Annotated in this window: 9 protein-coding genes and 1 pseudogene; 7 read left to right on the forward strand and 3 right to left on the reverse strand. The window is 69.0% G+C overall.

The annotated features are described in order from the left end of the window. Positions 1-37: 37 nt before the first annotated feature. Positions 38-6070 carry an alpha-2-macroglobulin gene (locus tag FL344_RS29365; protein ID WP_141620872.1) on the reverse strand — a complete coding sequence of 2011 codons (6033 nt, stop codon included), beginning with the start codon at positions 6068-6070 and terminating at the stop codon, positions 38-40. A gap of 48 nt (positions 6071-6118) precedes the next feature. Further along, entirely contained in the window at positions 6119-6760 is a 642-nt protein-coding gene (locus FL344_RS29370) for an RlmE family RNA methyltransferase (RefSeq protein WP_090492839.1), read from the reverse strand. Positions 6761-6835: 75 nt separating this feature from the next. Between FL344_RS29370 and FL344_RS29375 the strand changes: the two genes are divergently transcribed. The 3 genes from FL344_RS29375 to dctA all read left to right on the forward strand — a co-directional run bounded on the left by FL344_RS29375 (position 6836) and on the right by dctA (position 8999). Continuing rightward, positions 6836-7258, forward strand: coding sequence for a hypothetical protein (locus FL344_RS29375; RefSeq protein WP_141620873.1), 423 nt, complete (start codon positions 6836-6838; stop codon positions 7256-7258). Positions 7259-7318: 60 nt separating this feature from the next. After that, positions 7319-7606: a hypothetical protein gene (locus FL344_RS29380; RefSeq protein ID WP_141620874.1), complete on the forward strand. Its 288-nt coding sequence runs from the start codon at positions 7319-7321 to the stop codon at positions 7604-7606. 103 nt (positions 7607-7709) lie between these two features. After that, positions 7710-8999 carry a C4-dicarboxylate transporter DctA gene (gene dctA, locus FL344_RS29385; protein WP_194863301.1) on the forward strand — a complete coding sequence of 430 codons (1290 nt, stop codon included), beginning with the start codon at positions 7710-7712 and terminating at the stop codon, positions 8997-8999. 10 nt (positions 9000-9009) lie between these two features. Here the strand turns inward: dctA and FL344_RS29390 are convergent, their stop codons facing one another. Then, on the reverse strand, positions 9010-10149 hold the full coding sequence (locus FL344_RS29390; RefSeq protein WP_011553025.1) for an acyl-CoA dehydrogenase family protein: 1140 nt from the start codon (positions 10147-10149) through the stop codon (positions 9010-9012). Between the two features lie 295 nt (positions 10150-10444). Here FL344_RS29390 and FL344_RS29395 point away from each other — a divergent pair, with 295 nt between their 5' ends. From FL344_RS29395 to FL344_RS29410, 4 genes and pseudogenes are all read left to right on the forward strand, one after another. Then, positions 10445-11566, forward strand: coding sequence for an efflux RND transporter periplasmic adaptor subunit (locus FL344_RS29395; RefSeq protein WP_090492833.1), 1122 nt, complete (start codon positions 10445-10447; stop codon positions 11564-11566). A 35-nt stretch (positions 11567-11601) separates the two neighbouring features. Beyond that, positions 11602-14742 carry an efflux RND transporter permease subunit gene (locus FL344_RS29400; RefSeq protein WP_141620876.1) on the forward strand — a complete coding sequence of 1047 codons (3141 nt, stop codon included), beginning with the start codon at positions 11602-11604 and terminating at the stop codon, positions 14740-14742. Beyond that, the gene (locus tag FL344_RS29405) at positions 14742-15341 is read left to right on the forward strand and encodes a MarR family winged helix-turn-helix transcriptional regulator (RefSeq protein WP_141593299.1); all 600 of its coding nucleotides are present in this window, start codon (positions 14742-14744) and stop codon (positions 15339-15341) included. Before FL344_RS29400 ends, FL344_RS29405 begins: the two co-directional genes overlap by 1 nt. Positions 15342-15448: 107 nt before the next feature. After that, positions 15449-15775 (forward strand): annotated as a pseudogene (locus FL344_RS29410) (hypothetical protein); the annotation flags it as partial.

The raw sequence follows: 15775 nt of genomic DNA on the forward strand, positions 1-15775 counted from the left end.
CCCGGGCTGAAGGGCCCACTCCCCGGGGTGGACCGCGCTACTTCGCCGCGCCCACCGTGAGCACCGCGCCGGCCGAGTACGCGGTGAACTCCGGCGCGTACATGGACTGCACCGTGGCGGGGCCCACCTTGAACTGGCCGGCCATGTTGGCGCGCAGCCGGTACTTGAAGGTGTACTCACCCGCGGGCAACTGCTCGAAGAAGAAGTTGGTGCCGGAGTCCCGCGTCTCCTCGTACCAGACGATGCCCAAGTCCCATCGGTGGCGGGACTGCACGTTCTCAGGCTCCAGGCCCGCGGCGCGCGGATCTCTCAGGTGCACGTACTCCGCCGCGTGCTTCGCGCGCAGGGAGAGCTGCACCTCCACTTCGTCTCCGGGGAGCACCACGGCGCCCTCGGCCAGCGGCACGAGCCTGGCGTCCTTCCCCTGCCGCTCACGCAGGAAGTAGCGCCGCGACACCTGGAAGAAGTCCCCTCGGTCGCTGTCCGGCAGCTTCTCCGTGGAGAAGTGCCACGTCGCGGATGCGAAGGCGAAGCCCGGCGTCGTCTTCTCCACCACCACCGAGCTCATCGTCGCCGGGTTCAACTCCGGCCCGGGCACGACGACCTGGTTCTTCTTGCCCGTGTACTCGTCTGGGGCGAAGGACATGCGCACCACGCGCGGGCCCACCGTCACCTGGGCGTCCTCGCGCACGCCCAGCGCGCCTTCGGCCTGGAGGTACTTCACCAGCGCGTACACCGACTCCGCCGTGGCGCGAGTGGACTTCCAGTGGTTGAGCTTCTTGTTCAGCAGCAGCCACTGGACCAGGCCCTCGCGGCGCGCGTCCTTCGGATTGAGCTCCGTCAGCGTGCGCAGCGCGAAGGCGTGCGTCTCCGTGGTGTCGTTGTACCAGAGCCAGCTGCGGTCCTCCTGCGCCCAGTAGGTGCCCAGCTCGGGACTCGTCTTCGCCGAGTCCATGACGCTCTCCCAGACGCGGTTGGCGTCCGCGCCGCGCCCCGCGCGCTTCAGCGTCAGCGCCAGGTAGCCCTTGAGGTAGGGCGAGTGCTTCTTCCAGTGCTTGTAGCTGAATGCGAGCATGCGCGCCCGCTCCGCCTCGGTGAGGGCATCACCGGTGTAGCTCACGTTCGGATACGCGGAGGCCGTGTAGTTGAGGAACGTGAGGAACTCCCAGCCGCGCTCCTCCTTCATCAGCTTCGTCGCGTACTCCTCGCGGAAGTGCCGCGCCAGGTAGCCCCAGGCGCCCCGGGTGATTTCCGGCGGGACTTCCACGCCGAACTCCATCGCGCGGGAGAGGCCATGCACGATGTAGAGCGTCATGTACGGCGACGGAGGCCCCCCCGCCCACCAGGGGAAGCCGCCGCTGGACGTCTGCGCCTTGCGGAGCTTCGCCAGCGCGGACGTGCGCTCGGCGGCGGCGACCTTCGGGTCCAACACCTTCACCAGACCGGCCTCCGGCCCGGCGCCGCCCTTCGCCATCTCCAGCCAGGGCGTCTCCTCCAGCGCCATCTTCCGGTTGGGGTCCACCGCGTCCCACGTCTCCAACTGGGTGGGGCGCTCGCTCAGCTGTTTGGCCATCCGCGCCACCGATGGGTACTGCCCGTACAGGCTGGACAGGATGCCCGTCGACACGAAGCGGTTGAGCGTCTGCTCCGTGCACTCGTAGGGGTAGTCCACCAGGTACGGCAGCGCCTGGAGCGCCGAATAGAACAGCTGCGTGTCCACCGTGACGACCAGCTGCTCGTTCACCCGCGTCGGGTCGCCGCCCGCGCGCAGGTCCTCGAACTGCATCGTCTTGGAGTCCTTGCCCTTCAGCGTCACGAAGCGCGACTGCGCCAGGTGCATCCGGCCCGGCAACACCGGCAGCGGGCGCAGCTCACCATCACTGTGGTTCTCCGAGCGCGCCACCACCCGGAAGGCAACGGGCCCCACCCGCGTGGGCGTGGTGAGCGGGAAGCGCAGGCGCGTCCCCTTCCCTGCCTCCACGCGGAAGGACTGCGACGCCTTCTGGACGCCGAAGTCCGACAGCACGCTCTTCTGCAGCTCCAGGTCCTGGATGTCCAACGTGAGCGTGCCCTGCATCGGGCGCGACGCCGCGTTGTTCACCATCACCTCCAACACCGCGCGGTCGCCCTCGCGCAGGAAGCGCGGCACATAGGGGCGCACCATCAGCTCCTTGACGCTCCGCGAGGTGCGCTGGAGCGAGCCACCCTTCAAGTCACGCGTGACGGCGTGCACCCAGACGCTCCACGCCGTCACCGAATCCGGCACGGTGAACTCCAGCGTCGCCGAGCCATCCGCCCCGGTGAGCACCTGGGGCGCCCAGAACGCGGTCTCCGCGAAGTTGGAGCGCAGCGGCTGCGGCGCGTCCGGAGTCGCGCCTCCGCTGCCAAAGCGTTCTTCCTTGTCCGCCTGCATCTTCGCCTCGGCCCGGGCAGGCGCCTCGGCAGGCGGCGGGGGCGGCGGCGCACCCGGAGCCGATGCCGTGGGCATGGCGGCCCTTGGCGCGGCGCCCTCCCGCACGCCGCCCATTCCACCGCGAACCATCTGCCGCATCCGCCGCCGACCCGGGCCGCCCACCTCGAAGCCATTCCCGAAGAGCAAGGCGTCAGGCGCAGGCGGTGTCCAGCCCGGCACGTCGCCATATCGCGCGTTCACCACCCACCGGGTGTCACCCATGCTCGCCGACGGCAGCATGTCCACGTGGGCGTGCCGCTGGGGATACAGCGACGCCACGCTGGGCGGCGTCTGCTTCGCGAACAGGTCCAGTGACTGGTCATACATGTACGCGAGCAGCTCGGCGGTGCCCGCCTCCACCTTCGCGCCCTTCGGCCCCTTCACCGTCACGCGCCAGGTCTCCTTCGCGCCCGGGCGCAGGGTGTCGCGGAAGGTGGCGAACTCCAGCTGCAGCTCCTTGTCGTCCCAGGGCACGAAGATGGACTTCGAGAAGAACAGGAACTGGTAGTCACGCACCGTGGACAGCGCCACGGTGAAGCCGCCGCGCAGCTCCGCCGTCACCGGCACCTCCACGACTCCGGAAGACTGGCCCGCGGTGAGCTTGCGCCGGGAGATGAGCCGCTCGCCCTGGTAGATGTCGAGCAGCAGCGGCTGTCCCTTGAACCCCGAGACGGCCATCAACCGCGCCACCTCCCCCACCCGCGCCGTCTCCCGCTCAGCCACCAGCATCGCGGGCACCGCGAGGGGCGTCGTCTTCCCGGCCACCACCAGCTCGCGCCCCACGGTGTACTTCTGACCGAAGGCGTCCGTCGTCTCGTAGTGGAGCCGGTACGCGCCCGCCTTGAGCGACGGCAGCTTCAGCACGGCCAGGCCTTCGGCGTCGTGCTGCACCGAGCCGGTTGCCTGTTCGGCCCCATCCGTCCAGCCGCGAATGGAGGACTCCGGCGAATACGCGCCGAACCACCGAGGACGCAGATTGTCTCCAGGCGTGGGCGTGAATACCGCCTCGGGGTCCTTGTACTCCGGCAGGCCGGCGGGCTCGTCCGCGGGCAGCAGGGGCTGCGCGGGCTGATTCAGCGCCACCAGCCGCCACTTGCCCGGCCCCGGCTGCGGCGCGCCATCCAGCGTGGAGCGCGTCAGCCGAACCTCGGCCGCGGCGCCCTCGCGGAGGAACCCCGTGTCCAGGTCCACGCGCGCCTCCACGGCGACGAAGCCCAGCCGGAAGGCCCGGCTGGCCGAGCGCGTCTCACCGCCCTCGTCCGTCGCGTCCGCCTCGATGCGGTAGTTCCACGTCAGCCCCGGGGTGGCCGCGGACCGCTCATCCGCCTCGGGGGTGAAGCCGATGGTGAAGCCTCCGTCCGCCCCCAGCGGCGACGTGCCCGTCGCCACCACCTGCCGCTGCGAGGGCCCGGACGGCGGGCCCCACCACCACCAGGGCAGCACCGGCTCGCGGTACGCACGCCACCGCACGGAGCCGGACGTCACCGGCATGCCGAAGTAGTAGCGGGCCTCGCCCTGGAACGTCGCGGGCCGGTTGAGGCGCAGCTGCGCCTTCGCGTCCTTCAGCGTCACTTCGAAGGTGGGCCGCTTGTACTCCTCCACGCGAATCGTCGCGCGGCCCCCCGCGCTCACAGTCACGGACCACGCCCCCAGCATCCGGCCGGTGGGAATCGTGAACTCGCCCGCGGCGGAGCCGAAGTCGTTGGTGCGGACCTCCCGGGACTCCACCACCTCGTGGTTCGGGTCGAACAGCGTCACCTGGAGCGGGCGGTCCGCCAGCGTCTGGTAGCGCGCCTGCTCGCCCCGGCCGCTGAAGGCCACCGTCTTCCACAGCACCTTCTGCTGGGGCCGGTACACCGCGCGATCGGTGAAGACGAGCGCCGATTGGACCTCCCCGGGCTGATGGCGCTTGTAGAACGGCACCTGGCCCGGGTGCAGCAGCGCGTTCCGTCCGACGCCGGCCACCAGGACGTAGCTGCGGTAGCCATCGCCCGGGACCGAGTCGAAGGTGGCCGCGCCGTCCGCGTCCGAGAGGATGCGCGCCGCCTCCTTGAAGCCCTGCGTGTAGTCGACGCGGATGAGACGCAGGGGAACCTTCGGCACGGGCTCGCCGGTGTCGCCGTCCACCAGCCGCACCTCCAACCGGTCCCCGTTCGAGGGCCGCGTGACGATGACCCAGGGCGTCACCGTCAGGTACACCGCGACGATGCGGTTGTTCGTCGCGCGGAAGTCCTCGTGGGCGGAGGCCATGATGACGTACGTCCCCCGGGCCGTGAGCGGCGGCGTGACGAAGGTGCGGTGCTCCCGGAAGTCCTCCGTCTTCGGCAGCGGCACGCTCCAGGTGGCCACCGGACGCTGGCCCTTCACCAGGGACTTCAACGGCGCGCTGTCCGGCATGAGGTTGTAGTCATCCACCTGGGCCAGCCGCTTCTCCAGGTCCACGGAGTACGCACGGAAGTGCAGCATGGACACGTTGCGGTGGGTGACCTCGACGGAGCGGCGGCCCGGCCCGTCCGACGCCAGCGAGCCCATGCTGAACTCGGGCGCCTCGATGGCGGCCATGAGCACGCGGCAGCGCTGCGCCCCCGTGGACTGGGGGTAGGTGGCCGCGCACGCCTTCGCCAGCGAGTGGGCACGCACAGCGTGGTCCGCCACTCGCTCCATCTCCACGAGCTGGGCCTGTCCCATGGTCGACCAGGGCACGTCGCGGAACGCGGGCAGCAAGGCGGCCAGGTGTTGCCGGATGCGGGTCCGGTCGGCCGCGTCCGTGAAGTGCTGGTGCAGCACCGTGTAGCGCTGCAACCGGGCCTCCAGCGCCGACTCGCGCCGCCCCGCGGACTGGTGCCACGCCTCCAGGTCCCCGAGCACCGCCGCCACCTTCACCAGCGGATGGACGCCAGGGTCCGTCAGCGCCACCTTGGGCGTCCCCTCCAGGAGCGCGCCCAGGTCCAGCCGGTACACCTCATGGGCCTGCTCGGGCCGCCAGTGCGAGCTGTCCGCCAGCAGCGACACGCGCAGGTACGACACGGCATCCCGCAGCGTGGAGCGCAGCCCCTCCGGGTAGGTGTTGGGCTTCACGTACTCGGACAACGCCTTCAGGGGCTCACCGCCGAGCTGCTGCCGCTGCTTCCACACCTCCTCGTAGGCCCGCTGGGCCTCGGTCAGAATCTCCTCGTAGGTCCACGCCTTGAGGTCCACCGGCCCGGAGGACGCCACGGACTCGCGCTGGCGCACCTCCCAGCCGTAGACCTGCGCATAGGCGACGAGCGCATTCGCATAGAAGAGGTTCAGCGTCGCGCGAGGCAACGTGCCCTTGGGCCAGGGCTGCTCGCGCAGGAAGCGCACCGCCGTCTCGTAGCCATGCAAGTCGGTGCGCAGTTGCACCGTGCGCACCAGCGCGCGCGTCCACTCGGCCTCGTCGCCCTTGGACTTCGCCTGCGCCAGCCGGGCCTCGGCGCCCTGGGCGGCGGCCTCCAGCTTCTGCTCTTCGACCATCCCCTCGATGGCCTTCCACGAAGGCGGCGCCTTGCCCTGCCCCAGCACGGGCGAGGTCAGCAGCAGCAGGGTGAACAGCCAGAAGCGAACAAAGGGTGCGCGGGTCCAGGGGGTCCGATGCATGTCGGCACTCTAGACACAGCCGGACACCCGAACGTTCCACAATGAACGTCAGTTCGCCTCCGGGGCCTCTGGCGCACGGCGGCGAAGACCCACCAGGTAGACCTCCATGCTGGCGCCGCGGGTGGCCTCCGGCCGGACCACCTTCACCTCTTCGAAGAGGGCGCGGATCTGGTTGCGGAAGTCCTCGAAGTCCCGGCCCATGAAGACCTTGGCCACGAAGGACGACCCGGGCCGGCCCCGCGCCGCGGCCAACTCCAGGGCCTTGCCCGCCAGCCGCAGGCTGCGCGCCTCGTCGGTGGCCTTGATGCCACTCGTCTTGGGGGCCATGTCGGAGATGACGGCGTCGAAGGGGCCGGCGTGGAGCTCGGTCAGCTTCGCGTCGAAGTCGTCCGCGAGCACGTCCAGCACCGCCGTCTGCACGAAGGGCTGGCTGAAGGGACGGATGGCGACGATGTCCACGCCGATGACGCGGCCCTTCGGCCCCACGGCGTCCGCCAATATCTGGAGGAAACCTCCCGGCGCCGCCCCCAGGTCGAGCACGACGTGCCCCTTCTTCACCATGGGGAAGCGCTTGATGAGTTCATCGACCTTGAAGGCCGAACGTGCCCGCAGGCCCTCTTGCTTGGCCTTCTGGAAATAGTGGTCTTTAGGACGGTAGGGCTTGCCCATGTCAGAGGGGCTCCCTAGCATCCGCTACTGTCTTCGGGAAGCCGGAGCAGTCGCGGGTGTCACTCCCCGTGCAACGGCCAGTCCGGAGGACGTAGGATGGGCACGACCCGGAGCGTGATGACGGCGCTGTGCATCTCCCTGCTGTCGGCTGGGGGGGCCGCCTACTGCTACACCCGCGCGGACGCCCTCCAGGTGCAGGGCCAGTGGCTGATGGAGCGCGGCACCGCCCAGGCGGAGGACTATGCGGCCCGGTTCGACGGCGCCGCGGCGGACGCTCAGTTGAAGACGTTCGCGGAGCGCCGGGCCATCCTGGAGAAGGCACACATCTGGCAGCGCGGGATGCTGCTGGGCGTGCTGCTCGCCGCGCTGGCCACCGTCTCCGCGTACCTCCTGTTCCTCCTCAAGCGGCTGAACGACCAGTTGCTCGATGCCACGGGCAGCGGGGCACACGAAGGCACCGCCCGGGAGACCGCCACCCCGGAGCCCGTCCAGGCGTTGATGCCCAGTCCGCAGCGCTGAGCGCTCGCCGTCAGGCGCGGCCCGCTGGCACAATGGCGTCCCCGTTTCATGGAGGAGGCCATGCCCGGCTGCGCGCACTGCGGACACCCACTGGACATCATCGCGAACCAGGTGGGCCGGCGTGACAATTGCCCCCACTGCGGCGAGGACATCCGTTCGTGCCGCAACTGCCGTCACTTCGACCTGGGCGTGGCGAAGGAGTGCAAGGAGCCCTTCGCCGAGGTGCCCAAGGACAAGGACGGCGCCAACTTCTGTGAGCTGTTCCAGATTGGCGAAGGCGGCATCCATGAGAAGGAGAGCCGGGACGCCCTGCTGAACGCCGCGGAGGCGCTGTTCCGCAAGAAGTGACGCAGCCCGCCACCCGAAGCCCCCGCGGTCCGCCGGCGCCTGGCGTCAACGAAGCGCCGAACCGGGGCGCTATAGTCCGCGGCCTCCCGAGAGAGGGGTGCGGATGCGGTGGTTGAAGAATCTGTACGTCCAGGTGCTGCTGGCCATCGCGGTGGGCATCATCCTCGGCTGGCTGCGGCCGGACCTGGGGGAGTCCATGAAGCCGCTGGGCGACGGCTTCATCAAACTGGTGAAGATGATCATCGCACCGGTCATCTTCCTCACCATCGTCGCGGGCATCGCGAAGATGGGCGACCTCAAGCACGTGGGCCGCATCGGCCTCAAGGCGCTCATCTACTTCGAAGTCCTGACGACGCTGGCGCTCGTCGTGGGCATGGTGGTGGTGAACACCCTGAAGCCCGGCGCGGGGATGAACATCGACCCGGCGCAGATCGACACCTCCGGCATCACCCAGTACCGCGCATCCGCGTCACAGCAGGGCACCATCCCCTTCCTCCTGGACATCATCCCGCATGACTTCCTGTCGGCCTTCACCGAGGGGAAGCTGCTCCAGGTGCTGCTCGTCGCCGTGCTGACGGGCGTGGCGCTCACCCGCCTGGGGCCCATGGGACAGCGCGTGCTCGACTTGTCGGATGACCTGGCGCAGGTCTTCTTCGGCATCGTCGGGATGATCATGAAGCTGGCGCCGCTGGGCGCCTTCGGCGCCATGGCCTTCACCGTGGGCAAGTTCGGTGTCGAATCGCTCAGCTCCCTGGGCCGGCTGCTCATCGCCGTCTACGTCACCTGCGCCCTCTTCGTGTTCCTGGTGCTGGGGCTGGTGGCGCGGCTGTCCGGCTTCTCGCTGTGGAAGTTGCTGCGCTACATGCGCAGCGAGCTGTTGCTCGTGCTGGGGACGTCGTCATCGGAGTCCGCGCTGCCCCGGCTGCTCAAGCGGCTGGAGACGCTGGGCTGCGACCGGGGCGCCGTGGGGCTGGTGCTGCCCACCGGGTACTCCTTCAACCTGGACGGGACGTGCATCTACCTGACGATGGCGGCCATCTTCATCGCCCAGGCGGTGAACGTGGACCTCTCGCTGGGCGAGGAGCTCACCTTGCTGGGCGTGCTGCTGCTGACGTCGAAGGGCGCGGCGGGCGTGACGGGTTCGGGCTTCATCACGCTGATGGCCACGCTAGCGGCGCTCAACGGCAAGGTGCCCGTGGAAGGCGTGGCCCTGCTGCTGGGCGTGGACCGCTTCATGTCCGAGGCCCGGGCCATCACCAACGTCATCGGCAACACGGTGGCGACGCTGGTGGTGTCCAAGTGGGAGGGCGTGCGTGACGACACCGTCATGCACGCCGAGCTCGACAGCGGGCCCAAGCCCCTGGAAGGGATGAGCCTGGGCCACGGCGCCTGAGTGCGCGGCGCTAGAAGCCGTAGATTTTCGAGATGATCTCCTTCATCACCTCGGAGGTGCCGCCGCCGATGGTGATGAGGCGCACGTCGCGCCACATGCGGGCGATGGAGGTCTCCTCCACGTAGCCCATGCCGCCGTAGAACTGCTGGCAGTCGTAGGCCACGCGCTGGGCCAGGTCGCCCGCGAACAGCTTCGCCATGGAGACCTCCTTCACCGGGTTCTCCTTCCGGTCGAAGAGGTCCACCGCGTGGTACGTCAGGCGCTTGGCCGCTTCGATGGCCGTCAGGTGCTCCACGAACTTGTGGCGCCACACCTGGAACTTCATCAGCGGCCGGCCGAAGGCCTCGCGCTCGTTGCCGTAGCGGATGGAGTCCTCCACCATCCGCTCCATGCCCGCCACCGTGGTGATGGCGCCCACCAGGCGCTCACCCTGGAAGTTGGTCATGATGTGGTAGAAGCCTTCGTTCTCCTCGCCCAGCACGTAGCGGGCCGGAATCCGGCAGTCCTCGAAGTAGAGGACGGCGGTGTCCGAGGACAGGTTGCCCACCTTGTCCAGCTTCTTGGAGACGCCGAAGCCCTTCACGTCCGTGGGGAACGTCACCAGGGAGATGCCGCCGTAGCCGGCCTCGCCCGTGCGTACCGCCAGGGTGATGAAGTCCGCCCGCGTGCCGTTGGTGATCCACATCTTCGAGCCGTTGATGACGTAGTCATCCCCGTCCCGGCGCGCCGTCGTCTTGATGCTGGCCACGTCCGAACCGCACCCCGGCTCGCTCACGCCCAGCGCGGCGATCTTCTCGCCCTTGAGCGCCGGCTCCAGGAACTCGCGCTTCTGCTCGTCCGTTCCAATCTCGTTGATGATGGGCGTGGCCATCTGGCTCTGCACCAGCAGCGCCATGTTCACGCCCGCGTTGAGGCTGCGGCTCAGCTCCTCCGCGAACACCGTCACGTACCAGTAGTCCAGCCCGCTACCGCCGTACTTCGGGTCGTGGTTGATGCCCAGGAAGCCCAGGTCCCCCGCCTTGCGGAACAGCTCCTTGGGGAAGATGCCCGCCCGGTCCCACTCGAGGCCGTGTGGGGTCATCTCCTTCTCCACGAAGCTGCGCACCGTGTTGCGGAAGGCCTCGTGTTCCTCGGTGAATGGGTGGGGCATGGGGTGTCCTCGGCGCGAAAGGATTGATTCTTGAATCAATAACAGGGGCCTCTAGGTGCCACAAGCACCGCCTCCCCGGCACACCGCTCCCCTCCTTCAGGCCAGCGGACGGATGCACCGCGTCGTGTCATTTTCCCCTGCCCGCTCGGCGGACGGCCGTTAGACGTGCCGGAGGAAAGATAGTCCGCACTCCGGAGTATCCCCTTGACAGACAGTTCAGAGACTGTAGTTTCCGGGCCGCAGACTTTCCATGTAGAAGCCGGCTCGCAAGTGTCTCCCTGGGGCCAGGCGCCCCGTGACCGGCAGGAGCAGGACGACCGTGATTCGACGCATGTGGATGGCCGCGGCAGTGGCAGCGGTGGTGACGACGGGCTGTGGCAAGGCCAGCAACAAGCCGGCCCTCCCCGAGCAGACGGGTCCCGCGGCATTGGGCGTGCGCGCCATCACTCCGGCCACGGAGTTGAGCGCCGACGTCACCCGCGTGACGGGGCAGATCCGCTCGAAGAACGAGGCGGTCCTGGGGCCCCAGGCGACCGGCACCATCTCCAGGATGAACGTCCGGGTGGGCGACAAGGTGAAGAAAGGCCAGGTGCTGGCGTCGCTGGACGCCTCCAACGTCGCCATCAGCGTGGAGCAGGCGCGCGCGGTGAAGCAGGCCGCGGACGCGGCGCTGGAGCTGGCCACGTCCTCCCTGGAGCGCACCCGGAAGGTGGCGGAGTCCGGTGGCGTGGCCGCCGCGGGGCTGGATCAGGCCGTGATTGGCCAGAAGCAGGCCGCCGCCCAGGCCGCCCAGGCCGCCGCCGGGCTGCGGCTTGCGGAGGAGATGCTGCGCGACCACTCCATCATCGCCCCCTTCGACGGCGTCATCACGGCCCGCACGAAGAACGTCGGTGACTCGGTGGCGATGACGCCCTCCACGCCCGTGTTCAGCATCGTCGACACGACGGGGCTGGAAGTGCGCGCGCAGGTCCCCGAGTCCGTGGTGGACAAGGTCCGCGTGGGCAGCAAGACGCAGGGCACGGTGAGCCCCAGCGGCGCGCGCTTCGACGTGCAGGTGGCCGTCGTGGGCGCGGTGGTGGACGCCTCCAACCGCACGGTGGAGGTGCTGGCGGACGTGGTCGGTGAGCCGTCCACGGCGCTGCGTCCCGGCGCCCTGGTGGAGCTGGACTTCTCGACCGTGAATCAGGCCGACGACGACAAGGGCCTCTTCCTCCCCACCCAGGCCGTCAGCGCCCGGGGCCAGGAGGGCTTCGTGTGGGTGGTGCAGGACGGCACGGTGCGCAAGCGGGATGTGCGCGTCGAGCGAGTGCTGCCTGGTTACGTCCGCATCCTCCAGGGACTGGGCGCCGACGAGCGCGTGCTCGCCGACTCCTCCCTGGACGTGAAGGAGGGCACGGCCGTCCGCGTAGTGCAGTGACGCCTGCCCTCCCCTCTCAAGTTCGGAGCTCCTGAATGCTCAAGACATTCATCACCCGCCCTGTGTTCACCGCGATGCTGATGCTCGCGGTGGTCGTTTTTGGCATCAATGCCTACCCACGCATCGGCGTGGACCAGTTCCCCGACGTCGAGTTCCCCGTCGTCACCGTCACCACGGTGCTGCCCGGCGCGGACCCGGAGTCGATGGAGAAGAACGTCAGTGACCCGCTGGAGGAGGCGCTCAACACCCTCAACGGCGTGGAGCAGCTGCGCTCCATCAACCTGGAGAGCGTGTCCCAGATCGTCGTCCGCTTCACCCTGGACACCAAGGTGGACGTGGCGTCGCAGGACGTGCGGGACCGCGTCCAGGCCACGCTGAGCAAGCTGCCGACGGAAATCGAGACGCCGGTGGTGGAGAAGTTCGACATCGGCGCGGCGCCCATCATGACGCTGTCGCTGTCCGGCGCGCTCCCCATTGAAGAGATGACGCGCGTCGCCGAGGACGTCGTGAAGCCCGCCCTCCAGCGTCAGCCGGGCGTGGGCAGCATCGACGTGGTCGGTGGCCGCGAGCGCGAAATCCAGATCGTCGTGGATCCGGAGCGGCTGCGTGGCTTCGGGCTGGCCGTCAGCGACGTGAGCCAGGCCGTGCAGGCGCAGAACCTGGACGTCCCGGGTGGCCGCACCATGGACAGCGGCCGTGAGCGCGTGGTGCGCCTGACGTCCGAGGCCAAGAGCGTGGACGAGCTGCGCAACATCATCATCGCCAGCCCCAATGGCGCGCCGGTGCGCGTGCGTGACGTGGCCGACGTGGTGGACGGTCCGGAAGAGGCGCGCTCCAGCGCCAAGAGCGGTGACCGCAGCGCCGTGGCGCTGGTGGTGCGCAAGCAGTCCGGCTCCAACACGGTGCAGGTGGCCGAGTCCATCAAGGAGTCCCTGGGAGAGGTCAACAGCCTGCTGCCCGAGGGCGTGCGCACGGAGCTGGTGACGGACAACTCGCGGTTCATCCGCTCGTCCATCGCCGCGGTGCAGTTCGACCTGGTGCTCGGTGGCTTCCTCGCGGTGCTCATCGTGCTGGTGTTCCTGCGCAACCTGAACTCCACGCTGGTGGCCGCCATCGCGCTGCCGGTGTCCGTCGTCGGTACCTTCGCCGTCATGGCGGCCCTGGGCTTCACGTTCAACGTCATCACGATGCTGGCGCTGACGCTGTCCATCGGTCTGCTCATCGACGACGCCATCGTGGTCATCGAGAACATCGTCCGTCACCTGGAAGAGGGAAAGACGCCCATGCAGGCGGCGCTCGAGGGCGCCAGCCAGATCGCGCTCGCGGTGTTCGCCGTGACGCTCGCCATCGTCGCCGTGTTCATCCCCGTGGCCTTCATGGACGGGACGATGGGCATGTTCTTCTACCAGTTCGGCGTCACGGTGGCCGTGGCGGTGCTCATCTCCTACGCCGTGTCCATGACGCTCACGCCCATGCTGTCGGCGCGCATGCTGAGCCACCATGGCAACCCCACGGGCATCTCCGCGGCGGTGGAGAAGGTGCTGGTCGCCACGGAGACGGGCTACCGGAACATCCTGGCCAGCATCCTGCGGCACCGGGCCATCACCCTGGTCATCGCCGTGGTGGTGCTCTTCGTCACCCTCTTCATGGCCAGCTTCCTGAAGTTCACGTTCATCCCGGAGCAGGACAACGGCAACATCAAGCTGGCGGTGGAGCTGCCCATCGGCTCCACGCTGCAGGATACGCAGGCGGAGCTGGACGCGCTGGACGCGCAGGTCCGCGCCCTGCCCGGCATCGACTCCACCTTCGCCACCGCCGGTGGCGGCGTGCAGGAGGAAGTGCACAAGGGCGAGCTGCTCATCAACCTGGTGCCGCTGAAGGACCGCTCCTTCAACCAGGGCGAACTGAAGACGTACCTGCGCGGCGCCATCACCCCCCGCAGCGGCGTCACCGTCACGGTGCAGGACGTCGCGGCCGTGGGCGGCGGCGGCGCCCGCACGCAGCAGATCCAGTTCAACCTCCGCGGTGACAACTGGGAAGAGGTGGTGAAGGCCGCCGAGCAGGTGCAGGGCGCCATGCGCCAGAATCCGGGCCTGGTGGACGTGGACATGACGTTCCGCTCCGGCAAGCCGCAGTACGACGTCAAGGTGGACCGCGAGCGCGCGGCCAGCCTGGGCGTCCCGGCGGCCTCGCTGGGCGCCACGCTGCGTGCCTTCCTGGGCCGCGACAAGTTCGGCGACTACCGCGAGGGTGGCGAGACGTACGAAATCAAGGTGGCCCTGCCGCCGCAGACGCTGGCCTCCGCCGACGCGCTGGGCAAGCTGACCGTGCGCAGCATGACGGGCCAGTTGGTGGAGCTGCGCAACATCGCGACCATTACCCCGGCGGACGGTCCGGTGCAGATCGACCGCGAGTCGCAGAAGCGGCAGATCACCCTGCTGGCGAACCTGGCCTCGGGCTACGCGCTGAGCGATGGCATCAACTTCCTCAACGCGTACGCGGAGAAGGAGCTGCCCAAGTCGGTCATCTACGACTTCGAGGGTAACGCGAAGGAGATGGGCAAGGCCGTGGCGGCCTTCGGCTCCGCCCTGCTGCTGGGCATCATCCTCATCTACATGATTCTCGCGGCGCAGTTCGAGAGCTTCGTCCACCCCTTCACCATCATGATGTCGCTGCCCTTCGCCCTCATCGGTGCCATTGGCGGTCTGCTCGTCACCGGTCAGGCCATGTCGATGTTCGCCCTCATCGGCATCATCATGCTCATGGGTCTGGTGGTGAAGAACGGCATCCTCCTGGTGGACTTCACGCTGCAGCTGCGTGAGGAAGGCAAGACGGCGACGGAAGCCTTGCTCCAGGCCGCTCCCGTGCGTCTGCGTCCCATCCTGATGACGACCATCGCGATGATCGCCGGCATGATTCCGGTGGCCGTCGCCAAGGGTGACGGCGCGGAGACGCGCGCGCCCATGGCCATCACCATCATCGGCGGTCTGGTGACGTCCACGTTCCTCACCCTGGGCGTGGTGCCGGTGGTGTACTCGCTGATGGATCAGCTCACCGAGAAGTTCAAGCGGCGCAAGGGTCCGGACGCGGCCTCCGGTACGCCGCACGCGGTGGGTCCGAAGCACGGCGCTGAATCGCCTTCCGTGGCCGCAGCGGCCCGGGTGGAGACGGCCTGATGCGGCGGCCGGATGACAAACCGGCCGCGCTCGCGAATCGGCGCGGCGACCCGGGTACGGAGGGCCAGGACCCTCCCGAGGACGGTGGCTCCGAGGAGAGCCACGGTCTGATGGAGGAAGACGTCGAAACCTCCACGCCCGAGTCGCGGCGCCTCCACGAGTTGCTGATTGAGTTCAGCCGCTACCGCTCCCTGAAGAACCCGCTGGCGGGCATCTGCGAGGACCTCCAGCTCACGCCCACGCAGATGCATGCGCTGTCGTGGCTGGGGAACGACGGTCCGGTGCAGGTCGGCGTCCTGGCCCTGCGGGTGGGCATCACCCGGAAGACCATCACCGGTGTGGTGGACCGCCTGGAGAGCATGGGTCTGGTGGAGCGGACCCGGGACGTGGAGGACCGGCGCGCCGTCGTCGTGCGCCTCACCGAGCAGGGCAACAGCGTCTTCGCCCGCATCGACCGGGGCATGGACGCGAGCCTGCGGCGCGTGCTGAGCCTGATGAGCCCTGAAGACCGCGACGCCGTGTTCGGCATCCTGGAGCGGATGCTGGCGCGCCTGACGGCCGAGGCGGAATCGGCCAGCGGCGACTCCCAGGCGAGCTGAGCTTTACCCTCACGCGCGCCGGCCCATGCTTCGGGTCGGCGCGCGGAGGACGTCGCGGGTGTCGCTGGCGCGACCGAGCGAATAAGCTCCCCCCGGCTGCCCACCGCATGACGATGACTGCCATCCTCCTCGTGAGCCTCACCATGGGACTGGGCGCCGCCGCCCCGGCTGGCGCGCGTGCGGAGGTGACGTGGCCCTCGGTGGCGCCGTCCACCGTCCAGCTGCGGGCCCCCGGGAGTGCGGCGCCTCCATCCGACGTGTCCTCGCTGCTGGCCTCCCGGTGCAGGCAGTGGGCCGCCACGCCCGACAACCCCTGGGCGCTGGCCCATGGCCTGGCGCTGGACGGCCGGGACTTCCGCACCCGCGACGGTCAGCCCGCGGCGGACGCCATCATCGCGCGCTACCTGCGCCGGACACCGCCCCCGTCCCACTCC

The sequence above is a fragment of the Myxococcus sp. AB036A genome, from assembly GCF_006547355.1.
GTDB classification, from domain to species: domain Bacteria; phylum Myxococcota; class Myxococcia; order Myxococcales; family Myxococcaceae; genus Myxococcus; species Myxococcus virescens.